The 21,673-nt window shown below is 66.3% G+C and carries 19 protein-coding genes and 1 pseudogene; 14 read left to right on the forward strand and 6 right to left on the reverse strand.

All coding sequences use genetic code 11. From position 1 onward, the window contains the following. The first annotated feature begins 178 nt into the window (after positions 1 to 178). The 5 genes from ACZ60G_RS30260 to ACZ60G_RS30280 all read left to right on the forward strand — a co-directional run bounded on the left by ACZ60G_RS30260 (position 179) and on the right by ACZ60G_RS30280 (position 8,884). A complete protein-coding gene (locus tag ACZ60G_RS30260; RefSeq protein ID WP_465814283.1) occupies positions 179 to 1,324 on the forward strand; it encodes an acyl-CoA dehydrogenase family protein in 1,146 nt (381 codons plus the stop codon). Between the two features lie 224 nt (positions 1,325 to 1,548). Further along, complete coding sequence (locus ACZ60G_RS30265) at positions 1,549 to 2,334, forward strand: alpha/beta fold hydrolase (RefSeq protein ID WP_465814487.1); 786 nt, start codon at positions 1,549 to 1,551, stop codon at positions 2,332 to 2,334. Between the two features lie 138 nt (positions 2,335 to 2,472). Continuing rightward, the gene (locus ACZ60G_RS30270) at positions 2,473 to 6,267 is read left to right on the forward strand and encodes a WD40 repeat domain-containing protein (RefSeq protein WP_465814285.1); all 3,795 of its coding nucleotides are present in this window, start codon (positions 2,473 to 2,475) and stop codon (positions 6,265 to 6,267) included. Positions 6,268 to 6,371: 104 nt separating this feature from the next. Next, entirely contained in the window at positions 6,372 to 7,805 is a 1,434-nt protein-coding gene (locus tag ACZ60G_RS30275; protein WP_465814287.1) for a phenylacetate--CoA ligase family protein, read from the forward strand. Further along, positions 7,802 to 8,884, forward strand: a complete 1,083-nt coding sequence (locus ACZ60G_RS30280; protein WP_465814289.1) for a ThiF family adenylyltransferase — start codon at positions 7,802 to 7,804, stop codon at positions 8,882 to 8,884. Before ACZ60G_RS30275 ends, ACZ60G_RS30280 begins: the two co-directional genes overlap by 4 nt. Here ACZ60G_RS30280 and ACZ60G_RS30285 read toward each other — a convergent pair. After that, positions 8,824 to 9,627 carry an MSMEG_1198 family transcriptional regulator gene (locus tag ACZ60G_RS30285; protein WP_465814290.1) on the reverse strand — a complete coding sequence of 268 codons (804 nt, stop codon included), beginning with the start codon at positions 9,625 to 9,627 and terminating at the stop codon, positions 8,824 to 8,826. The two genes, ACZ60G_RS30280 and ACZ60G_RS30285, sit on opposite strands and share 61 nt — an antisense overlap. 188 nt (positions 9,628 to 9,815) lie before the next feature. On the opposite strand from ACZ60G_RS30285, the gene ACZ60G_RS30290 reads away from it, so the two are divergent. From ACZ60G_RS30290 to ACZ60G_RS30300, 3 genes are all read left to right on the forward strand, one after another. Further along, entirely contained in the window at positions 9,816 to 11,309 is a 1,494-nt protein-coding gene (locus tag ACZ60G_RS30290; RefSeq protein ID WP_465814292.1) for a hypothetical protein, read from the forward strand. Positions 11,310 to 11,341: 32 nt separating this feature from the next. Next, the gene (locus ACZ60G_RS30295) at positions 11,342 to 11,716 is read left to right on the forward strand and encodes a hypothetical protein (RefSeq protein WP_465814294.1); all 375 of its coding nucleotides are present in this window, start codon (positions 11,342 to 11,344) and stop codon (positions 11,714 to 11,716) included. Between the two features lie 214 nt (positions 11,717 to 11,930). Further along, complete coding sequence (locus tag ACZ60G_RS30300; protein ID WP_465814296.1) at positions 11,931 to 12,413, forward strand: hypothetical protein; 483 nt, start codon at positions 11,931 to 11,933, stop codon at positions 12,411 to 12,413. Here the strand turns inward: ACZ60G_RS30300 and ACZ60G_RS30305 are convergent. Both ACZ60G_RS30305 and ACZ60G_RS30310 read right to left on the reverse strand, forming a co-directional pair. Then, positions 12,362 to 13,024, reverse strand: a complete 663-nt coding sequence (locus tag ACZ60G_RS30305; RefSeq protein WP_465814298.1) for a histone deacetylase — start codon at positions 13,022 to 13,024, stop codon at positions 12,362 to 12,364. The genes ACZ60G_RS30300 and ACZ60G_RS30305 overlap by 52 nt on opposite strands. Before the next feature lie 75 nt (positions 13,025 to 13,099). Beyond that, positions 13,100 to 13,744, reverse strand: a pseudogene (locus ACZ60G_RS30310) (class I SAM-dependent methyltransferase). A 349-nt stretch (positions 13,745 to 14,093) separates the two neighbouring features. Here ACZ60G_RS30310 and ACZ60G_RS30315 point away from each other — a divergent pair. The 4 genes from ACZ60G_RS30315 to ACZ60G_RS30330 all read left to right on the forward strand — a co-directional run bounded on the left by ACZ60G_RS30315 (position 14,094) and on the right by ACZ60G_RS30330 (position 16,755). Continuing rightward, positions 14,094 to 14,699, forward strand: a complete 606-nt coding sequence (locus ACZ60G_RS30315) for a TetR/AcrR family transcriptional regulator (protein ID WP_465814300.1) — start codon at positions 14,094 to 14,096, stop codon at positions 14,697 to 14,699. A 2-nt stretch (positions 14,700 to 14,701) separates the two neighbouring features. After that, positions 14,702 to 15,358: a TetR/AcrR family transcriptional regulator gene (locus ACZ60G_RS30320; RefSeq protein ID WP_465814302.1), complete on the forward strand. Its 657-nt coding sequence runs from the start codon at positions 14,702 to 14,704 to the stop codon at positions 15,356 to 15,358. A gap of 87 nt (positions 15,359 to 15,445) precedes the next feature. Continuing rightward, positions 15,446 to 15,952, forward strand: coding sequence for a VOC family protein (locus ACZ60G_RS30325; RefSeq protein ID WP_465814304.1), 507 nt, complete (start codon positions 15,446 to 15,448; stop codon positions 15,950 to 15,952). Positions 15,953 to 15,975: 23 nt separating this feature from the next. After that, the gene (locus ACZ60G_RS30330; protein ID WP_465814305.1) at positions 15,976 to 16,755 is read left to right on the forward strand and encodes a MerR family transcriptional regulator; all 780 of its coding nucleotides are present in this window, start codon (positions 15,976 to 15,978) and stop codon (positions 16,753 to 16,755) included. A gap of 33 nt (positions 16,756 to 16,788) precedes the next feature. Here ACZ60G_RS30330 and ACZ60G_RS30335 read toward each other — a convergent pair whose 3' ends face one another. Continuing rightward, the gene (locus ACZ60G_RS30335) at positions 16,789 to 17,817 is read right to left on the reverse strand and encodes an AraC family transcriptional regulator (RefSeq protein ID WP_465814306.1); all 1,029 of its coding nucleotides are present in this window, start codon (positions 17,815 to 17,817) and stop codon (positions 16,789 to 16,791) included. Positions 17,818 to 17,969: 152 nt separating this feature from the next. On the opposite strand from ACZ60G_RS30335, the gene ACZ60G_RS30340 reads away from it, so the two are divergent. Continuing rightward, positions 17,970 to 19,505 (forward strand): aldehyde dehydrogenase family protein, encoded by a 1,536-nt coding sequence (locus tag ACZ60G_RS30340; RefSeq protein ID WP_465814308.1) that lies wholly within the window; start codon positions 17,970 to 17,972, stop codon positions 19,503 to 19,505. 9 nt (positions 19,506 to 19,514) lie between these two features. On the opposite strand, the gene ACZ60G_RS30345 is transcribed toward ACZ60G_RS30340, so the two are convergent. Beyond that, on the reverse strand, positions 19,515 to 20,159 hold the full coding sequence (locus ACZ60G_RS30345) for a formylglycine-generating enzyme family protein (RefSeq protein ID WP_465814489.1): 645 nt from the start codon (positions 20,157 to 20,159) through the stop codon (positions 19,515 to 19,517). A gap of 191 nt (positions 20,160 to 20,350) precedes the next feature. On the opposite strand from ACZ60G_RS30345, the gene ACZ60G_RS30350 reads away from it, so the two are divergent. After that, complete coding sequence (locus tag ACZ60G_RS30350) at positions 20,351 to 21,016, forward strand: class I SAM-dependent methyltransferase (RefSeq protein ID WP_465814310.1); 666 nt, start codon at positions 20,351 to 20,353, stop codon at positions 21,014 to 21,016. Here ACZ60G_RS30350 and ACZ60G_RS30355 read toward each other — a convergent pair. Further along, the gene (locus tag ACZ60G_RS30355; protein ID WP_465814312.1) at positions 21,013 to 21,642 is read right to left on the reverse strand and encodes a TetR/AcrR family transcriptional regulator; all 630 of its coding nucleotides are present in this window, start codon (positions 21,640 to 21,642) and stop codon (positions 21,013 to 21,015) included. The genes ACZ60G_RS30350 and ACZ60G_RS30355 overlap by 4 nt on opposite strands. Positions 21,643 to 21,673: the final 31 nt, after the last annotated feature.

Consider the following 21,673-nt stretch of genomic DNA (forward strand, 5'->3'; position numbering starts at 1 on the left):
TGTGCGCGAACGTCGACAGCGAATCTCCATGAGCGCATTCTCGCCGCGGCGGGCAGCTGGGGTGGCAGGTGAGGGTGGGATTTCGGGGTGGGAAGTGAACGGGGGTTCTTGTTGCGGGTAACGTATGGGGGAACGACGGGTCGGTGTGGACCGGCCGTGGGGTCACTAGGAGGTTGGCGTGGAGCGCACACTGTTCGAACCCGAACACGAGCTGTTCCGGGAGTCGTTCCGCAAGTTTCTCGATCAGCACGTCGCGCCGAATCATGCGAAGTGGGAAGAGCAGGGCATTGTCGACCGCGAGGTCTGGCTCGAGGCCGGTAAACAGGGATTCCTCGGCATGGCCATGCCGGAGGAGTACGGCGGCGGCGGGGTCAAGGATTTCCGTTACAACGCGATCGTCGCCGAGGAGTCGGTGCGCGGCCAGTACTCCGGCCTCGGCTTCGCCCTGCACAACGATGTGATCGCGCCTTATCTGCTCGAACTCGCCAACGATGAGCAGAAGCAGCGCTGGTTGCCCGGCTTCTGTTCCGGCGAGATCATCACCGCCATCGCGATGACCGAACCGGGCACCGGCTCCGACCTCCAGGGCATCAAGACCCGCGCGGTCCGCGACGGCGACGACTGGATCCTCAACGGCGCCAAGACCTTTATCACCAACGGCATCAACTCCGATATCGTCATCGTGGTCGCCCAGACCGATCCGGACAAGGGCGCGATGGGCTTCAGCCTGCTCGTCGTGGAACGCGGCATGTCCGGTTTCGAACGCGGCCGCAACCTCGACAAGCTCGGCCTCAAGGCGCAGGACACCGCCGAGCTGAGCTTCACCGATGTTCGCGTTCCGGGTAAGAACCTGCTCGGCACCGAGGGTATGGGCTTCATCCACCTGATGAACAATTTGCCGCAGGAACGCATGTCGATCGCCGTCATGGCGGCCGCGGCCATGGAAGCCTGCCTGGAGATGACCATCCAGTACGTGCGCGACCGCAAGGCCTTCGGCAAGCCGATCGGCGCCCTGCAGAACACCCGCTTCGTGCTGGCCGAACTGGCCACCAAGACCACCGCCGTCCGCGTCCTGGTCGACCGCTTCATCGAGGACCTCGATGCGGGCAAGCTGTCGGTCGAGGACGCCGCCATGGCCAAGTGGTGGAGCACCGAGGAGCAGCTCTACCTCATCGACCGCTGCCTGCAGCTGCACGGCGGGTACGGCTACATGAAGGAATACCCGATCGCCAAGGCCTACATGGACGCTCGCGTCCAGACCATCTACGGCGGCACTACCGAAATCATGAAGGAAATCATCGGTCGTTCGCTGAAACTGAGCTGATACCAACCGATTTCGCGCTCCAGCCGCAGGCTCAGGTCTGCGGCTGGGCAATCGAGCCTGTTGCGCCATTGGCCGAAGTTGTCTAGTCCTGTTATCGGGCCACCGCGGCTCGAGGGCGAGCAGAAGGTAGGTTGGGCACAGTGACGGAGCAGGCCCTCGGGCACGAGCACACCTTCGGTACGAGCGCATTCGCGACCACATCCGATGGCCGTCGACTGCACTACATGGTGCGCGGAACCGGCGGGCCGACCGTGGTTTTCGAATCGGGTATGGGCTTTTCGCGGTCGATCTGGGGTTTGGTGCAGCCGGTGGTGGCCGAGCGCGTACGCGCCGTTGTCTACGATCGCGCCGGGAGCGGTCGCAGCGATGACGATCCGAACCCACGCACCCTCACCCGGATGGCCGGCGACCTCGCCGCGGTGCTGGCGGAACTGGGGGACGGCCCCTTCATCCTCGTCGGACACAGCTGGGGCGGTCCCATCGTCCGGGTCGCCGCGACCGCGGATCCGACCCGCATCGAGGGAATCGTGCTGGTCGATCAGAGCGACGAGAACTGCGAACTGTATTTCCTCCCCTCGGCGGAGAAGCGGTACGCGATGACCAGGGTCCTGCTGCCCATATTCGCCCGCTCCGGCCTCTACCGCCTGCTCGGCAGCCGGATCGGCAGTAAACAGCCCGCCGATATCGCCGCCGATCACCGCGCCGAGGATTTCACCCCGCGCGCCGCGCGCACCATGCTCGCCGAACAGGACCAATTCAGCGCAGGCCTGCGAACCCTCCGCGACCAACCGCACGAACTCGGCGCGGTGCACGTCAGCGTCATCACCGGCACGAAACTTCCGCGAACCGACAAGACCACCCGAATCGCACTGACCGCCGCCCACCGCCGCACCGCCGCCGCCTTCCCCAACGGCCGACTGGTCGAGGCCGAGCGCTCGGGTCACCTCATCATGTTCACCGAACCCGACCTGATCGTCGATGAAATCCTCCGCATCGCGGACCACGCCTAGGGTCGGGGTCTCGAGGGCAGCAACGGAATACGCGCTGTCAGATAGCACGAGTGACCGCCCGGGTCAGAGTCGGTAGTAGTCGATACAAGGTCCCTACGGCCCTTTCGGCTTCAGGCGCGAAAACCCTATGGTCAGAGCGTGGTAGGAGGGTGGGCCGGGGGGCTCGATCCCGCGGAAATTCGAACTCGCGAAGAATTCGCCGCTGCGCTGTCGGCCTTGCGCGTCGCGGCGGAGCTGACTGTCCGTCAGACCGTGGAACTTTCGGGATGTCCGCAGGGCACACTCAGCGGATGGTTTGCGGGACAACATGTTCCGACCGACGGCAATGAAAAGATGTTTCGCGCGGTGCTCGCCGTCTGCGGCATCGACACGCGGGCGGAGCAGGAGCCCTGGCTGACCGCGGTCCGTCGGGTGCGCGGCACCACCGGACGTCGCCGCCGCGATGACGAGAGTCCGTATCGGGGGCTGGAGCCGTACCGATTCGATGATGCCGGTTGGTTTTTCGGACGCGCCGAACTCACCTCGGAATTGGTGGTCAAGGTCGATGTACTGCTGCGCGCGCGGGGACGACCGCGCATTCTGTTCGTCATCGGAGCGTCGGGATCCGGCAAATCCTCCTTGCTTTCGGCGGGTCTGCTGCCCGCGCTGCACGAGGAGGGACTTACCGCCGGTGTCGCGCTGCCGGGCACACATCCGCTGGACGCACTGCGCGAACTCGAAGAGACCGAGGTCGTCGTACTCGATCAGTTCGAGGAGACCTGGACCCAGTGCGAGGACGAGGTGCGGCGGGCCGCATTCCTGGAGGCGATCGCCGACCATCAGGGCACCCGAACGGTTTTCGTGCTCGGCCTGCGTGCGGACTTCTACCGCCACGCCGCGGAGGAATCGGTACTGCACGATGCGCTGGCCGCGAATGCGGTGCTGGTCCGGCCGCTGAGCAGTGACGGCGTCCGCGAGGTCATCGTCGAACCGGCGCGCAAAGCGGGCTGGACCGTGGACGAAGACCTGGTGCAGTTGCTGCTGCTCGAACTCGCACCGCACGGCTCCCGCGCGGCACACGATGCGGGTGCCCTGCCACTGCTTTCGCACGCGCTGTTGCAGACCTGGCAGCGCGGCACACGGCGGCGGATGACCGTCCTCGACTACAACGCGGTGGGGCGGATCGGGGGTGCGATCCAGCGCAGCGCCGACGCCGGCTATTCCGATCTCACCACCGCGCAACGTCAGATCGCGCGCCGCACCTTCCTACGGTTGGTGACCATCGACGAGGAGAGCGTGACCCGGCGGCGGGTGCATCGTTCGGAACTGTTCTTCGACGACGACTCCGCAGCCGACGTCAATGCCGTGATCGATCGCTTCTGCGCCCAGCGCCTGCTCACCTGTGAGGAGGAGACCGTCGAGATAACCCACGAGGCCATCATCGGCGCGTGGAACCGATTGTCGGACTGGGTGGACAGCGATCGCGGCGGACTCATCGTGCACCGCAGACTCACCCACGCCGCCCAGGTCTGGCACGACAGTGGTTGCGATCCGGGCGAACTGCTCGGCCCGGCAAGGCTGCCGCTCGTGCGGGAATGGGCGAGCACCGGCGGTCACCAACGCGATCTGAATCAGCGCGAACGCGACTATATCGCCGCCAGCTCCGCCGAACAGCAAGCCGCGATCCTCGCCCAGCGCCGCCGCACCCGCATCCTGCAGCGGCTGGTCGCGGCATTGGCGATGGCCTCGGTGGTTGCCCTCGTGCTTGCACTGGCGGCCTACGCCCAGCAGCAGGGTGCCGTGCAGGCGCGCGATGACGCGATGTCCCGGCAGATCGCACTGCAGGCAGTTCGATTGCGGGACAAGGACCCCGCACTGTCGGCGCAACTGGCCTTGGCGGCCTATCGGGTCGAGCCGACATTGGAAGCGCGTTCGGCGCTGTTGGATTCGAGTGCCGTGCACACGCCGGTGCGGTTCGTCGGGGAACACGCGGGGCGCACGGTCGTCGCCACCGATTCTCGCGGCACGCTGCTGGCCATCGGTGCCGTGGATGCGACGGTCGGCCTGTACCAGGTGAGTGGCGGCACTACCCCGGCGAGCGAGGTCGGTCAGATCCCGGCACCCGCGGGACCGCCGGGGCCGCAGCCGATGGTGTTGGAGATCGGTCCGGGTGACGATGTCCTCGTCAGGATCACCGCCGGTCGGATCGAGCTGTGGAATATCGCGGATCCGCGTGCACCGCATCTGCTTTCGACCGTGCGAAGTCCCGGTGTCACCTACACCGGTGCGGCATTCAGCCCGGATCGACGCCAACTCGCCGTGGGCACCACCGATACCGGCCTGGCCAGATGGGATATCGCCGATCCCGCCCACCCCGTCGCCTTGCCCACGCTCGTCCTGCCCGCCGGTTCCCCGGTGGTGGCATTCAGCCCGGACGGCACAATGCTGGCCGCGGCGGGACCCGAAGCGTCGGTGCGGATCTGGCGTCTCAGCGGAACCAACGCAGAGCAGGACTTCGACCGCGCTCGAGACGGTTCCACCGCGCAGGCGTTGGCGCTACGGTTCAGCCCCGACAGCAAAACCCTTGTCGCGGGCGGCCGATCGCGCGAAGTGCTGCGCTGGCGCCTCGACGATCCGGCCGCACCGACCGAGTTGCCGAGATTGCGCGGATTCGACAGCTACATCAACGATCTGATCTTCAGCCCCGACGGATCCCGACTCGCCGCGGGCAGTTCCGATCACAGCACCCGCATCTGGAATACCACCACCGAATCGACCGAGCCCGAGCTGATCCTGCCGAATCTCGCGATCGTGGTCTCGGTGCGCTACGCACTCGATGGACGCATGGTCGTCACCGGTGACGAGACCGGTGTGGCGCACCTGTGGCCACTGCCCGGCCCGGTGTTGCGTGGTGCGCAGGGCACCATCTACCAGACACCGATCGAGCGCACCGGCACCCGATTCCTCACCGGAACCGGCGCGAGCGACAGTCGTCCCCGCATCTGGGACATCACCGACCCGGCCACACCGATCGACTACCCGCCACTCGGGGTGGGCGATGACGAAAAGACCTGCGGTGCCGTCGCGTTCTCCGCCGACGGCACCCGCGCCGCCATCGGAACCCGCACCGGCCACATCTATCTCTGGGACGTCCGTGATCCCCGTCAGCCGCATCGGCTGGGGCAACCGATCGAAGCGGTCGAGGGCATCGTGGCCGCGATCGCCTTCAGCCCCGACGGATCCGTACTCGCGGTCGTCGGACAGGACAATCCGATCGCAACGATATGGAACCTCGCGGACCCGAACACTCCACAGCCCATCGCCGCCCTCGATCTGAAAGAGGCGTTGCCGAATCTGGTCGCCATCGATTCGACCGGCACCCTGCTCGCCATAGCCACCACCGATGACGTCGTGCGCATATGGGACATTCGCGATCGCGGCCGGCCGCCTCGAGAACTGCCGTCGCTCAAAGGTTTCGACAACGACGTGGCCTCGGTGGCCTTCAGCCCGCAGGGCCGGACGGTCGTCGCGGGCAGCACCGACCACACCGCCCGGCTCTACGACCTGTCCGATCCCGAAAACCCCCGCAACCTCGGCACGCTCGACGGACCACCCGACCCGATCATCACGGTGAACTTCAGTCCCGACGGCCGTTACGTCGTCGGTGGCGGTGAGGGCAGCGATATCTGGATCTGGGATGTCATCGATCCGGATCGGCCACGCCGGGTCGCCGTGCTGACCGCATACACCGGCCGGGTCAACGACGCGGGCTACGCACTCGGCGGCCAACTGCTCATCGGCGCCGGTCCCGATAAGGTCGTGCGGCTGTGGGCGACCGATCCAGGCCGTGTCGCCGATGCGCTGTGCGATAGCGGCAGCGCCGGACTGAGCGAGGCCGAGTGGCAGCGCTACCTGCCCGGCGTGCCGTCCCGACCGCTCTGTTCGACACGCTGACCCGCCGCGCAGCGCCTGTATGGACGTTGTATGGACTGTTCCGCATGGCGTTATCGCAGGTCGGACGATTGCGGAGCACTACTTCCGACTCAGGGACAACCATCATGTCGATACCTCTGCCAACCGTGAAACCGGACCCGACACCGGGATTCCAACGTGCGCTCGGTGTTTTCCACCGTGCTGCTCGGCAGGTTCCCGCGTATGCGGACTTCCTCGCCGCGCACGGCGTCTACCCCGCCGATATCCACACCCTCGCCGATTTCGCCAATGTCCCCGCCATGACGAAAGAGAACTATTTGCACCGATATCCGCTCGACGCGCTCGTCTGGCGCGGCGATATCACCAGGGCCGGAACGTGGTCCACGAGTTCCGGTTCCACCGGCCGTCCGACCTATTGGCCGCGCGATATCGCCTCCCTCGACGAGAGCACCGAACTTTACGCGCGGATCTTCCAGCAGTGCTTCGGGTCCCAGCGCCGTTCGACGCTGCTGGTGATCGGCTTCGCCATGGGCAACTGGATCGGCGGCACCTACACCTACACCGGTGCGCTGATGCTGCGCCGCCGCGGCCATCGACTCTCGGTCATCGCCCCCGGCATCGACGCCGAAGCGATCCTGGACAATATCGCGACGCTCGGGCCGCGTTATGACCAAGTGGTGCTCGCGGGCTATCCGCCGTTCATCAAGGATGTGCTGGACCGGGCGCCCGAAGAGGTGCTGGGTCAGGATCTGCGAATCCTGTTGGCGGGGGAGGCGATCAGCGAGAACTGGCGTGACTGGGTGCTGCGGCGCATCGGCAAATCCGGTGATCCCACCGCAACTTGTCTGATGTACGGGACGGCTGATGCGGGCATCATGGGGCACGAGACCGCGACCACCATCGCCGTGCGCCGGCTGGCCGCGCGAGAGCGCGTCGTCGGCGCGGAACTGTTCGGTGCGGACGAAATCCAGCCCACCCTGGTCGAATACGATACCGACTACCGCTTCGCCGAACTCGATGCCGAGCAGCGCTTCCTGTTCACCAGCGACACCGCGATCCCGTTGGTGCGCTACCGCATCAACGATCAGGGTGCGCTGTTCTCGGCCACCGAACTCGCGGATCTGGTCGGCGACAACGATATTCCGATTACCACCTCGACCGATTCGTGCGGATTCCTGGCTCTACACCGGCGCACCGATATCGCCGCGTCCTTCTACGCGCTGAAGATCTACCCGGACAGCGTGCGAATGGCCCTGGAACATCCGGACATGGCCTCGACGGTGACCGGAAAGTTCGTACTCGCCACCAGCACCGGCAGGCAGTTCGAGCAGACCCTCACCCTGCGGGTCGAATTGCGCGCGGACACGCACCCGATCGAGGGTTTCGCGGTGCGGCTGCGGCGCGCGGTCGTGGACGCGCTGGAACGTACCAACACCGAATACCGCCGACTGCACCGGACGCTGGGCGCGGCCGCCGAGCCCGAGATCAGCCTGCGGCCCTTCGCATCGGCCGGATTCGAAGCCGATATCAAACATCGCTGGACGGAGCGCGCGGCATGATCGAGATACTGCACCCTGAAAAAGATTCCGCACGGATCGCGGAATTGCTCGCGCCCGGTTCCGGGTTCCGCTACGTCGATGCGTGGGACGGCTGCCTGCCCGAACTGGTCGCCCTCGACCATCCCCGGCTCGTTGCCGCCACTGCGCAGGCCCGAGCGGATATGGCGAATCACATTGCGTCGCTGCGCCGTAGTGGACCGGCGGCTCGCTATATCGTCTTTCCCTGGCGTCGAACCGTGGTGAAACTGCCCGATGCCGAACACTTCTGGCGACTGCGCACGGCCCGCAACCGATTCCTGATCGAAACCCACGAGCAGCGGACCTGGTCGGAGGCTTTGATCGGCATCGCCGGGCTGAGTGTCGGCGCGGCGGCGCTCTCGGTCTGCTCGCTGACCGGCGCGCGACGCTTCCGTCTCGCCGAACGCGACACCCTCGGCACGACGAATCTCAACCGCTTGGCCGCCTCGGTCTGCGATCTGGGCGCGCCGAAACTGACACTCGCACAACGCCGCACGCTGGAGGTCGACCCCTACACCCGGATCGATGCTTTCCCGCGCGGCTATGTGCCCGAGTTCGCGGACGACTTCCTCGGCGGGCATGGCACCGAGCGGTTGGCCGTGCTACTCGAGGAAATGGACGATCTGCCGATGAAATTCGATATTCGACGACGCGCGAAGGCAGCCGGAATCCCGGTCGTCATGGTCACCGATAACGGCGACAATGTGCTGCTCGATATCGAACGCTACGACCTCGACCCGGCCTATCCGATCCTGCACGGCCGTGTCGAATTCGCGGCACACTGGTCGCTCGCCGAACTCGGCGATCCGGACCAACGGTCCCGGCTGGTCGGTGCCATAGTCGGCGGCGGACTCACCTCGCGGCTGCGCTATTCGCTGACCCAGGTGGGCCATACGCTGCCGACCTGGCCGCAGCTCGGCACCGCGGCGACCATGGCCGGCGCCGTCGGCGCACTGGCCGCGCGTTTGATCGCGTGCGGTGACGGGCTGCGCTCCGGGCGCTATCGGGTGGATCTCGACGAACTGCTGCTCGGTGTGTCAGCGGTGAGTACGTCGTCGTGACCGTTGCGGCGGCACCAGCTGAGCAGGTAATGCGCGTGCACGCCGCACCACCGGTAGATCGCATTGGCGGTCAGCGGTAATTCGGGATCGTGCTCGCCGCGTTCGAGCACGATCGGCCCGATATAGACGCTGGCCACCTTATTGGCGGTATTGAGACCGACCCGCGCGGCCTTGGCCAGTGAAACGGCGTCGGTGGCACGGCCCGCGGCAATGGCTCCGGCCAGCCGCGCGGCCGTCTCACCGCGCTGCCCCTGGAACAGTCGATACAGCGGGGGCGGCGTGGCCGGCGGCGGCTCGAGATGTGGCCGCCGTCCGGTCGCCGCCGGGGGAATCGCCTCCAACAATGCCGGGACGCCAGAGGATTTCGAATAGAAGCCGGCCAATTCCGAAGACCTGAGCAGTGCTTCGTCCAGATGGTCGCGCTCCATGCTGTGCCCCTGCGCCGCCATCAGCACCGCGGCCTGGCGTTGCGCCGAACCCAGCATATCCAGCACGTCCAAGCCGTCGAAGCCGTACTCCAGCGCCGGATCGTTCCAGATCAGATCGGTGATCACCACATCGAAGCGGACCTGGTGCACGACCTCGCGCCGCACGGCCCGCCGATCCAGCGCCACCGCGACGGTCGAACCAGCGAATGCTTGCTTCAGTACCGGTTCGATGACCCGACCGAGCGGCGAGGCCACCAGTATTCGCAGGTGCCCCATATCCCGTTCGAGCAACATATTGCCCGCACCCAGGCTCATCGGGTGATTCTTACACCCGCCGTGGTCGGGTGCAGGCGAATTGCGGTACAGCTCAGTGAATTTCCGCCCAACCGATCGCGGTGAAATGTTTGGCTACCGGTGTGCAATGCCCAGAGTGTGACCATACGAACCCCGAAGACTACGCATTCTGCGGGAACTGTGGGGCGCCCTCGCGCCGAGTGGATCCTGTGGAGGGGAGGACACAGCCGACCGGACCCGGTTCGCTGCGTCGTGACGAGGCCACCCGGTATCTTTGCGCGGCTGTCCATTTGGACAGTGTGCTCGCCACCGAGGTGGTCGAGAAGGTGTTGGAAGAACCGCTGCGATCGGTCGCTCGTTCACCCGGTGTGGATCTGGTCGCGGTGGCCAAACACGCGGTGGCCGCTCGGACTCGGCATCTGATCCGTGATCTGGCGCTGTTCACCGTGCTGATCCTGCTGATCGGCAACCAATTCCTCGCCGTCGAGCCCGGTGGCGCGCTCAGCTACCTGAACGTCCTCGATCCGTTCGTGCTGTTGTCGAAGCTGGCGATGTCCGCCATCGTGCTCGCCTGGGTGGCGGTCTTCGCCGAGGCGTATGCGGCACGCTGGGGTCGCACGGCACATACGTTGCGGCGCGGCGTCTTTCGGGCTTCGAGCGCACCGGTGCCGCATCTGGCGGCGGTCCGCGACGAAATCGACCACGTAGCGGCGTACGCGGGCGGCAATGTCACGGTGTACCACGGATATCAGCCGTTCCTCGGGCACGGATTTCCGCTCGGCGCGTGGTCGATGGCGCTGGATATCACCAAGGCGCGCAAAGACGATGCGCCGATCCAGGCATTCACCGTCACCGAACTGAATGAACGGCTGCGCAAGCAGATCGCCCAACTCGACGTGCCGAATCTCGACGTCTACAACCGATTGTTCGTCAACGGCAACGATATTCATCACGATCGGCGCTTCCTGCCGGATACGCTGGGTCGCCCGCTCGACCGGGTTCCGGAGTCCACGGTCGAAGCGCTGATGCTCGCGCCGGAGGATCGTGCCCGGCCCTATCTGACCACCGAAATCATCGGCTGGGACGGCGAATTGGCGTGGTCCGGCTTCCTGCGGCTGGCCGCCAGCTCCACCTCGCTGTTCGTGGAGTCCACGTACTGCATGGTGCCGCCGCTGCACAAGGCCTATCACGAAGTCGACGAACTGCTGTTGCGCCCGCGTCCGCGCCAACTGCTCAACCTGCTGTGGCGCAGTCTGCTCCGGCTGCCGCGCATGTGGCTGCGCGCCGTGCCGAATGTCGTATACCAGGCCTTCGCCGACGTGCGCAGGCGCCGGAAGCTGGCGCGTCAGCAGAACGAGATCAGCCAGGTCTTCACCTTCGATCACGGTGCGCTGCTGAGCATTCGGGAGGCGGCCAGTGATCTGCGCGTAGATAAGCGCGGCAGGTCGATCGGCTACCACCGCTACTTCCAACTGCTCGACCAGGAGATGTACACCAAGATCCTGGAGAAGCGGGTCTTCGAGACGCTGGCCGCCTTCCTGGTGGAGAAGAACATCGATCCCGACGAACTGCTGCGGCGCGGCGAACAGATCACCAATAACAGCGTGACCATCAGTGGCGATGCGACGCTGCTCAATTCGTCGATCGGCGGTTCGACCGCGACGACGGTGAACGCGGCGGCCGGCGACGCGGCCGAGCGATGAGACCCACGACCCAGTGGCACAGGAAGGCACCCATGGACAAGAACACCGGAGTCACCATCGGCGGCGATGCGCGGCTGTCCCGATCGGCGATCGGCGGGCACGATGCGACGGTCACCAACACCAATGGTCCGCGCCATGCGGCGGCCCCGACGAATCTGCCCGAACTCCGCGACGCGCTGACCGAACTGCTGAGCGTCATCGGCACGGCCACCGAGGGCCTGGGTGATCGCGACGATATCGTCGCCGCCGTCGAACAGGCCCGCGCCGAGGCCGACAAGGACCGCCCGAACCGGCATCTGCTCGTCGGACTCTTGCATGCCGTCGCCAGGGCGGTGGTCGGCATCGGCTCGCTGGCCGGGGTGGTCACGGCCCTGGAGGCCGCCGCCACCTCGATCCTCGGCGGCTGAGCGACGACGGTGTCCGGCGGTTCTCATGGCGACATGCTGGAAATGCCGGGGCCCGCTCCCCGGGACCTGGCAGCGGCACTGCACCTCATGCGGTGCGCAGGTGTGCTGGAACTGTGGACGCGAACCGGCCGATACCGCACGCCGGTTCTGCACCGGCTGCGGCACCGACCTCGCGCCTGGGCAACCTGAACGGCCCACTCCGAGAACGTCTTTCGTGAGTGCGCCGGTGCTGTTGTCGGCGGCACTCGCCACCACCGTCTCGGTGGTACTGGTACTCATCTCGTCCGACGGCCGGTCGGGGCCGTCCGCGACGCCGAGCGCTGCCACCGTCCCGGTGCTGGAAGCGCTCGGCGCTCGTGCCCCGGTGACGACCACGACCAGTGCACCGCCGGCCACCGTCGCGGCAGTGGTATCCGCCTCCGCCGCAGTCGTTTACGCCTATTTCGACGCGATCAACCGGCGCGACTATCCGCAGGCGTGGGCGCTCGGCGGCCGCAACCTCGACTCCAGCTACGACGATTTCGTGGAAGGCCTGGCCACCACGGACCGCGATGCGGTGACGATCACCTCGGAAGAGGGCGATACCGTCCACATCCGGCTGTCCGCCCGGCAATCCGATGGCACCTACCGCACTTTCGCGGGCTACTACGTCGTTCGGGACGGCGCGATCGTCTCCGCATCCATTCGCGTGGCCTGACCCAGCAGGGTGACGATGGTCGCGGCGGTCCAGCCGAGTTCCGCGCCGGGGCGGGTGGCGATGTAGTCGGCGATCTCTTCGACCGTCCAGGCATGGGATTCGGTCAGGCCCGCGGCGAGGTGGCGTATGTAGGCCGCCGACGGCGGGTTGCCGGGCAGGTCGGTGTAGCGCCACGGGGCGGTGATGGTGAGGACCGGATGTCCCTCGAAAGTGCCGGTGCAGACCAGGGTTTCGTAGCGACCGGGACCGAGTGTCGAGCGGCCGTGGGTGATTGCTTCGCACAGGTCCAAGTCGGTTCCGGGGGTTCGGTACATCTCCTGGGCGGCGATATCGCAGAACTGGTCGATGGTGACCAGATGGGCGCGGGCGGCGGTTTCACCGGAGGCGTCGGGGTCGTAGAAGGCTCGGCCGCCGGTCCAGGTCAGCGATTCGGTGGCGAAATATTGCACGCCGGGCAGCGTCAGCGGTACCGAGCGCAGCGGTTCGGCCCCGTGGCGGCAGCCGGGGAGCGTGATCGCGCCGCCGTCGGGTGTGCCGCCGGCGAGGTAGCAGCGCAGGCGGCTCAGATGCATATTCGAGCCGTACGACGCGTACCACACGGTCTCGGTCATGGCGCTGATTCGGGCATCGCACCCGCCTTTCGTTCGGAAATCACCTATGACACGAGCATGCCACGGGTGGCGGTATCAGCGCCTTGCGACCGTGAGCACGTCCGGTACCAGTGAGTTCGGCAGTGGGCGATGCACCGGCCGCTGTTCGACAACGGTGAATCCGGCCGCCTCCACCAGCGAACGCATCTCCTCCGGCGGCGGAAAGTAGGCGAGCCCCCGCACCGCAGGCGGCTGTAGAGCCATTGCCCACCGGCTGCGCGGATTGTTGATCACGATTGCGAGCAACCCGCCGGGCCCCAGCACCCGATGGAACTCCGCGAGTGCTGCCGCATGATCGAAGAAATGGAAGGCGTGTGTGGACACCACCGCCTCCACCGCAGCGTCGGGCAGGCCGAGATCCTCGGCTTGACGATTGCGCCAGTTCACCCGATCCGACCGCGACCGCGCCCGCATCAACATCCCCAACCGACGCATCGCAGCCGTACACCACATCCGGGTGCAGCTCGCGTTCTATGCGGGCGGCGAGAATACCGGTGCCGCAGCCGATATCGGCGATCCGACGCGCCCGCCGATCCGCAATTGCGCGATGATCTCGTCCTGCGGTGGGCGATAGGCCACCCGCTGCAGCATCGGGAAGTTGTAGAGCTGCGCGGCCCGGTTCCAGCCGTGGGTCACCAATCCGTTGAGTGCGCGCCTCGGCGATTCCGATATGGCAGACATCGCTGTCCCTTCGAAGGTGTCACCACAGCCTAAGTTGTCTGGGACGGAATCGGCACCCCCGGGTCTGTGCGCTGCTGACGGTGTATGGCTGACTCGTGGAGATGCAGATTTCCGTAAAGAGTGATGCATCAGTCCGCCAAGCCGTGCTGTCTCAGGAGGCTATTCGGCGGTGATCTGGAAGTTCAGCGTGCCGTCGGGGGTGGTGGCGTTGAGCGCCACACCCTCTGCGCCGGTGCGTTATTCGCGCGCTGGGAAGTCGAATCCGCGGCGGGCGCGAGCGAAATGCGTACACTGGCCCAGCCGGCAGCAAATCTGAAACAGGTGTCCGTCAGCCGACGTTGGAGGGTAATTGTCAACACGACGCGACGACATTCTGGACGCGGCACGGGACCTGATCGTGCGCGAGGGCTACGCCGGCGCCAGTATGCATGCGATCGCGCGAGCGACAGGTGTTACCCGCCCCGCGCTGTACGCCGAATTCGGTGACAGGGACGACCTATTCGAGGCACTGCTCGATCGCGAGGAAGAACGGGTGCTGGCCATGGCCGCCGAGGCGACCCCGGTATTCCAGGAGGGCGCGGATCTGGCCGCGATCGCGGCGGACGTCTCGGCCGATGCCGTCGATATCTTTCTCGACCTCGTCGCGGCCGCGCCGCAGAGCTGGCGATTCGTGCTGATGCCCGGCGACGGCCTACCCGAAACCGCGCACGAACGGGTGGATCGCGGCCGCGAGGCGCTGCGGGAGCGCAGTCGAGCGGTGCTCGCGCTGATCGCCGCGCTCACCGAGCGAGATATGGACGAAGAGTTGTTGAGCCACGCGGTGATCAGTGCGAGCGAGACCGGTGCGAGGCTGGTGCTCGCCGAGGACGGCGCGCAACGGCGCGAGGCGGTATCCGAGACATTGCGCTGGGTGGCGCGCCGGGCGGTCGCCGCTGCCGGAATCGGGGAGAACTAGCGATGGCCGACGCGAAACAAGCAGCGCCCCATAAGCAATCGGCTAAACGCAAGTACGCCAAGCGACTTCAGCCAGCCGACCGGCGTGAGCAACTACTCGACGCGGCGTTGCGCATTGTGGCGGAGGCGGGGTTCACCAGCGTGAGCATTGCCGCCGTCGCCGAGCGCGGCGGGGTGACCAGGCCGGTCGTCTACGACTCCTTCGGCAGCCGTGACGAACTGCTCGAGGCGCTCATCGAACGCGAGACCGCGCGCATGGCGGCGGCGGTGGCCCGCTCGGTCGCCGAGACCGCCGCGACACCCGAATTCGGCACCGCCGCACCGGAACAGCTGCCCAGGATGCTCGGCCACTTCATGGCCGAGGTCTGCTCGATGCCCGACACCTGGCGGCTGGTGTACTTCCCGATCGATGGTGTGCCGCCGGTATTGCGGGAACGGGTCGCCGCGGCTCGCGACGAATTGCGCGCCCCACTGCGGCATGAACTCGGACTGTGGCTGGCGGAGCAGCCCGATGCCGATGGCGTCGATCCGGATGTCTTGGCCCAGGTCGTACAGGGCACCATCCAAACCGCGGCGCGCCTGGTGCTCGACCATCCCGATGAATTCGGCATCGACCGAATTCTGGCCCTGTTCGACTACCTGTTCTTCCGTGCGGCATAGCGACTTTCGCCGCCGAACGGTTCGCCCATCTCGGTCCAGTGGGCCGTGATTTGACCCTGACGTAGCGTCAGGCTCGACGATGTGGCGGTGAGCGAAACCTATCCAGCATTCGATATCAGTCCGGTTCCCGTACCCGCGCTCGACGCCGTGGCGCCGGAACTTTTCCGCGGCCTCTACGGGATGCCGATGTTCGTCACGGTGCCGACGGCTGATCTGGTCGCGTCGGTGGACTTCTGGACCCGCGGACTCGGCTTCTTCGACCTGTTCTCCATTCCCGGCCGACTCACCCACCTGCGGCGCTGGGCATTCCAGGATGTCCTGCTCGTATCCGCCGACCAGGCCGCGGCGGCAACCGAACTGAGCGTGAGCTTCGCCTGCGTGCTGAGCCAGCTCGACGAGATCGCGGTCGCGTGTGAGCAACTGCTGCCCGATTGCACGTCCGGTCCCCGGCCGATGCCGTGGAATACGGTGGATCTCGAGATCCGAACGCCGGACAACATGCGGGTGATCATGACCGCGGCGCGACCGTACGATGCGAACAGTGCCGAAGCCGAGCTGTTGCAGTCCATCGGGATCGGGGAGCCGCCGGCATGAGCGCGCCTGTCAGACTGGGCGATGTGACTGATCAGGCCGATGCCGGTCGCACCGTCGGTGCGACCGCCGCGTGCACGGGCGTCACGATCCGGACGCTGCACCATTGGGATGCGATCGGGCTCGTGTGCCCGACCGAGCGCACCGACGCCGGGTACCGACTCTACACGAGCGCGGACCTCGCCCGGATCCATCGCGTGCTCATCTACCGTGAGCTGGGCGTACCCCTCGATGAGATCAAGACGGTCCTGGATGCGCCTGCCGCCGATGCGACGTCGTCGCTGCGTCGGCAGCGCGACGAACTCCGCGAACGCGGCACCCGCCTGCAACAGATGGCCGATGGCATGGACCGCTTGATCGAGGCCAGAGAATCCGGAATCCTGCTCTCCGCCGAGGAGCAGGTCGAGATCTTCGGCGAGCACTGGCAACCCATCTGGACCGCCGAGGCTCACGACCGCTGGGGTGACACTGCCGAGTGGGCCCAGTACGCCGAACGCGCCGCGGACCGAACCGCCGCGGACTGGCAACAGATCGCCGACATCGTCGACGCACTCAACGCCGACCTCGCCGCCGCCTACCGTGCCGGAGTGCTCCCCGGCAGCGACGAAGCCAACGCCCTGGCCGAACGCCACCGCGCCTCCATCGACACCTACTTCGACTGCACCCCCGCCATGCACATCTGCATCGCCCGCACCTATCTCACCGACCCGAACTACACCGCCTTCTTCGACACCCTCGCCCCCGGCCTGACCCCCTGGCTATCCGCCATCATCCACGCCAACGCGGGTCAATCGAGAATGGACTGATAAAAGTGTCCTCTCGACGTTTGCGTCAAGGATTCACCTGGTGGTGACGAGCGTCCCGCGGGCTCGGAATTCCTGTGGCGGACAGCCTTGCCAGCGGCGGAAGGCGCGGATGAAGGAGGCGGCCTCGGCGTAGCCCAGGCGGGCGGCCACCTGTTCGGTGGTCATATCGGTGTGGCTGAGCAGTTCCTCGGACATCATCTGGCGTACCTCGTCGAGGAGGTTGCGGAAGGAGGTGCCTTCGTCGCGCAGGCGGCGAGACAGTGTGCGCGGGCTCATGAAAAGCGCTGCGGCGACGGCGATTTGGTCCGGAATCTCACCCGGATTGCGGACCAGCAGGTCACGCACCGAACCGGCGACACCGGTGCGGGCGCGGCGGGCGGTGAGCAGATCGCGGCAGAGTTGTTCGCATGTCCCGCGCGCCCATTCGTTGGCCTGCGGCAGCGCGACATCGAGATACGAACTGTCGAAAGCCAATTCGTTGACCGCCGCGTCGAATTGCGGCTCGACACCGAAGACGGCGCGGTAGTGGGTGGTATCCGCCGGAGCGGGATGGCGGAAGCTGATCCGGGTGGCGGGCACACCCGCGGAGAACCGCTCCCGGCCGATGGACTGGATACCGGTGATGACGCGCTCGGTCAGGAAGGCGCGCACATCCTCCGGAATCTCCGAATCGTCGAAGATGAGCCGCGACTCGGCCGGTCCCTCCTCGAAGGTCAGCCGGCCGAACACGAAGGCCGAATCAACATAGCGCAGCGAGACCTCGATCACCTCGCGCACCGTGCGACTGCTGAGCAGCGCCAGCCCCCACGGTCCGTACAGCGATAAGTGATAGCGGTTCCCGGCCTCGACGCCCAATCCGGGTTCGGTGCCGCATCGCGCGAGCAGATTCCGCACGACGCGCACCTCTTGCCGCGCCGTCACCTCGGCATCGGGATGGCTCACCGCCTCCGGAGACAGCTTCGTGCCCTCGAGACAGAGTTCCGGCGACATGCCGCGTTCCTGTGCCAATTGCATCAGCACATGCACGCTGGATGTACTACGCAGGAGATCCCAATCGAACACTGAACTGCATCCTCGTCGAAGCCGGTCGCGTCTTGCTCTTGGCGGAAGATATCAATCCTTTCTTCTCCATCGCAGGAAAATCGGAACACCCGGTGCCGCGCCGGCGGAAATGCCACGCTGGAGGGTGGGGCACAGCACAGGAGGTGAGCCGGATGAGTACGGCGGAACAGCAGGTCGAGATCGAGGTACACAATCCCGCCGACGGCAGCGTCACCGGCCGGGTGCCCGACGAATCGAGTGCGGCGGTGGCCGCGACGGTGCGCGAATTGCGCCTGTTCCAGCCGGAATGGGAGGCGATCGGTCCGGATGAGCGCGCCGAATGGCTGTTTCGGCTGCAGGATTGGCTGCTCGATAATTCCGACGAGCTCACCGATGTGGTCCAGTCCGAAACCGGTAAGACCCGCTACGACGCGGAGATCGAGGTGCCCGCTGCGGTCAATCTGATCAAATACTGGGCGCGCAATGCCGCGAAATTCCTGCTCGACGAGCATCCGGCTCCGCACAGCCCACTCGGCCGGACCAAGCGGCTGGTCAAGACCTATCGGCCGCATCCGGTGGTCGGGATCATCACGCCGTGGAACTTTCCGCTGCTCAATGTGTGCTTCGATGCGCTGCCCGCGCTGATGGCCGGTGCCGCGGTGCTGGTCAAGCCGTCGGAGGTCACGCCGTTGAGTGCGGTCGCGCTGGCGCGCGGGTGGGCAGAGATCGGTGCGCCGCCGGTCTTCGCGGTGTCGACCGGGCGCGGAGATACCGGACGCGCGGTTGTCGAGGCGGTCGATTATGTCCAGTTCACCGGATCCACCAAGACCGGCAGGGCGATCGCCGCCGCCTGCGGGGCGAGCCTGACTCCGTACAGCCTGGAACTCGGCGGCAAGGATCCGGCGATCGTCCTGGCGGATGCCGATATCGAGCGGGCCGCGGCGGGCATCGCCTATGGCGGACTGTTCAATTCCGGTCAGGTCTGTATCTCGATCGAGCGGGTGTATGTCGAGGCGCCGGTCTACGACGAGTTCGTGACCAGCCTGACCGAACAGGTGCGCAAGCTGCGGCAGGGACACGACGGGCGCGGGTTCGCTTTCGATATCGGCGCGATGGCGACCGAGGCGCAGCGCGATATCGTGGCACGCCATGTCGAGCAGGCGGTGGCCGCGGGCGCGCGGATCACCACCGGTGGCAAAGCGACCGGGGTCGGCACCTTCTTCGAACCGACCGTGCTGGTGGATGTGGACCATTCGATGGCGTGCATCAGCGAGGAGACATTCGGCCCGACCATTCCGGTGCTGAAGGTCGCCGACGAGGACGAGGCGGTGCGCCTGGCCAATGATTCGGTCTACGGGCTCTCGGCCACGGTCTGGACAAGAGACCGCAAGCGCGGCGAGCGGGTGGCGCGGCGGCTGGAGGCCGGTGCGGTCAATATCAACGACGCTTTCGCGAATCTGTTCAGCTTCGCGCTGCCGATGGGCGGGTGGAAGGATTCCGGGATCGGCGCGCGGTGGGGCGGGGCCGCCGGAATCCGGAAATACTGTCGCCAGCAAGCGATTACGGTGCCGCGCGTACCGGCGATGAAGCGTGAGCTGATGTGGTATCCGGCCTCGCGTGGGCGTTTGCGCGTGGTGGCAGGATTGATGCGCGCGCTCGACGGGCGTGGCAGGCGCAAGCTGCCGAAGTTCTCGAGCGGCAGGCGATAAGGTGCCGGATCAGGCGAATATCGAACGCGCGACCCGGAATCCGACATCGTCGATCCGGTAGGTCGGATGGCTGCGCCGTCGCACCGAGGCCCGGCAACTCCACTTCTCGTCGGACCAGCCGCCGCCGCGCAGCACCCGATACGAGTCGTACACTTCGGCGTCGTAAATGTCCCAGCACCAATCCCATACATTGCCGAGCATGTCGTACAAGCCCCAGGCGTTGGGCAGCTTGCCGCCTACCCGGTGCACGTGCTCGCCGGAATTCCCTCGATACCAGGCGATTTGGTCGAGTTCGCCATATCGCGGCCCCGAAGTGCCCGCCCGGCACGCATATTCCCACTCGGCCTCGGTCGGCAGCCGGTACCCGTCGCTGTCGGCGTCCCACTCGACCTCGTCGTCGTGCACGCGATACGCGGGCGGCAAACCCGCCCCCGATGACAAGCTATTGCAGAACCGGATCGCATCGAACCACGAAACTCCCTCGACCGGCAGCCGATCGCCCTGAGCCGCACTCGGCACACCACCGGTGACCTGCTCATACTGCGACTGGGTAATCGAAAACGCCGCGAGCCGAAACTCCGCCACCTCGACCGCCCAACTCCGCTGGGTCCGCCGATCCGACAGCGTCACCCGCCCCTCGGGCAGCGCGACCATCTCGATTTCCGCACGCACAGCTAGCCGATGGTAATGCATGCGTATCGTCTTGCGGCGTCGCGACGACCAGGGCGGGTCATGGATTTCTGATACCTGCCGCGCTGACGAAGCAGAGCGTATCGGCGAAAGCTTTGGCGCGCCGATGACCTCCGGCCTAGCCTTGATTCCCAGCGCGCGAAGAGGAGACGACAGTGCCCGACGTTCGTGAAGTGTGGCAGAGCCGAGTCTGGGGAAATCTCGGGGCTCCGGTCTACGACTTCGTGCTCGACCATCCACAGGTGGCCCGGCCCGCCGGACATGTGATGTGGGGCTGCGACACCCGCCGGATGTATGCGGCGATGGATGTCGTCGATCAACTGCCGGAGGGTGCCGCGGTGCTTGATCTGCCGGTCGGCGGTGGCGTGACCCTGCGTCGACTCGCGCCCGATCGCAAGCTCCGCTATGTGGCCGCGGACATTTCCGATGACCAGTTGGCGGCGGCGCGTCGCACGGCCGAGCGCGCCGGGCTGTCCGATATCGACTATGTACGCGCGGATGTGGTCGACCTGCCCTTCGCCACCGGCGAATTCGATCTGGTGGTGAGTTTCGCGGGCCTGCACTGTATGCCGGATCCGGCCGCTGCGGTCGCCTCGCTCGCCCGGGTGCTCGCGCCGGGTGGACGGCTGGTCGGCAGTTGTGTGGTGCGCGGGGTCCGGCCACGCTTCGACTTGCACATGCGGGTGATGCGCACGATGGGCGTATTCGGTCCGTCCGGAACCGCGGCCGAGCTGTCGGGCTGGATCGCCGCGGCGGGCCTGCGCGAGGTCGAGCTGGTGTGCAACGGCGCGCTGGCGCAGTTCACGGCCGTCAAGGACTAGCCCGGCGGCTCGTAGCGCGGGCCGACCAGGGCGATGGCCGTATCGACCGCGACGTCGATGATGTCACGGATGTCCTTGCCCGCCTCGACTGTGGAGGCGATGAGTTCGCGATAACCGCCGTAGAGGATGGTCGCCATCTGACGCGTCGGCGGATGCAGTCCTGGAGCCTCGAATCCCGGTGTGGCGGTGAGGCTTTGGATCAGATTGATGAAGGCCTCGCCCGCGTCGTGCTGAACCTGGCGGGCGGCGTCGCCGAGCGCGGGGATGTCCCGAATCCAGGCGAGGGTGATCGACGTGTCCTGATCGGATGCGCGGATCCAGGCCTCGATGGCCTGCCGGACCTGGGTGCGCCAGGGCGCGGCCGGATCGACGGCATCGTAGATCTGCTGGATCGTGTCGTTGTTGCGCTCGGCGAGCAGCGCGATGAAACAGTCCTGTTTGCTGTCGAAATGTTCGTAGAAGGTACGACGGGACGTGCGCGCGTTGCGGACCACATCGGCCACGGTCGTTTCGCGATAACCACGATCGCGCACGGCCTCGGCCATCGCATCGAGGAGCCGACGCCGGAATGCGGATTCCGGCGTGCCCTCGGTGGCGATACTGGTGGCGGGCTCGGCACGGGTCACAAGAATCAGGTTAGTTCGCCCCACCGCCACG

Source organism: Nocardia sp. NPDC102475, assembly GCF_055584605.1.

Coding starts and splice junctions, on each gene's coding strand:
- ACZ60G_RS30305 (WP_465814298.1), bottom strand. CDS start 13,024: ATGACCGAGACCGTGTGGTACGCGTCGTACGGCTCGAATATGCATCTG.
- ACZ60G_RS30280 (WP_465814289.1), top strand. CDS start 7,802: ATGATCGAGATACTGCACCCTGAAAAAGATTCCGCACGGATCGCGGAA.
- ACZ60G_RS30275 (WP_465814287.1), top strand. CDS start 6,372: ATGTCGATACCTCTGCCAACCGTGAAACCGGACCCGACACCGGGATTC.
- ACZ60G_RS30340 (WP_465814308.1), top strand. CDS start 17,970: ATGAGTACGGCGGAACAGCAGGTCGAGATCGAGGTACACAATCCCGCC.
- ACZ60G_RS30345 (WP_465814489.1), bottom strand. CDS start 20,159: ATGGTCGCGCTGCCCGAGGGGCGGGTGACGCTGTCGGATCGGCGGACC.
- ACZ60G_RS30285 (WP_465814290.1), bottom strand. CDS start 9,627: ATGAGCCTGGGTGCGGGCAATATGTTGCTCGAACGGGATATGGGGCAC.
- ACZ60G_RS30295 (WP_465814294.1), top strand. CDS start 11,342: ATGGACAAGAACACCGGAGTCACCATCGGCGGCGATGCGCGGCTGTCC.
- ACZ60G_RS30265 (WP_465814487.1), top strand. CDS start 1,549: ATGGTGCGCGGAACCGGCGGGCCGACCGTGGTTTTCGAATCGGGTATG.
- ACZ60G_RS30320 (WP_465814302.1), top strand. CDS start 14,702: ATGGCCGACGCGAAACAAGCAGCGCCCCATAAGCAATCGGCTAAACGC.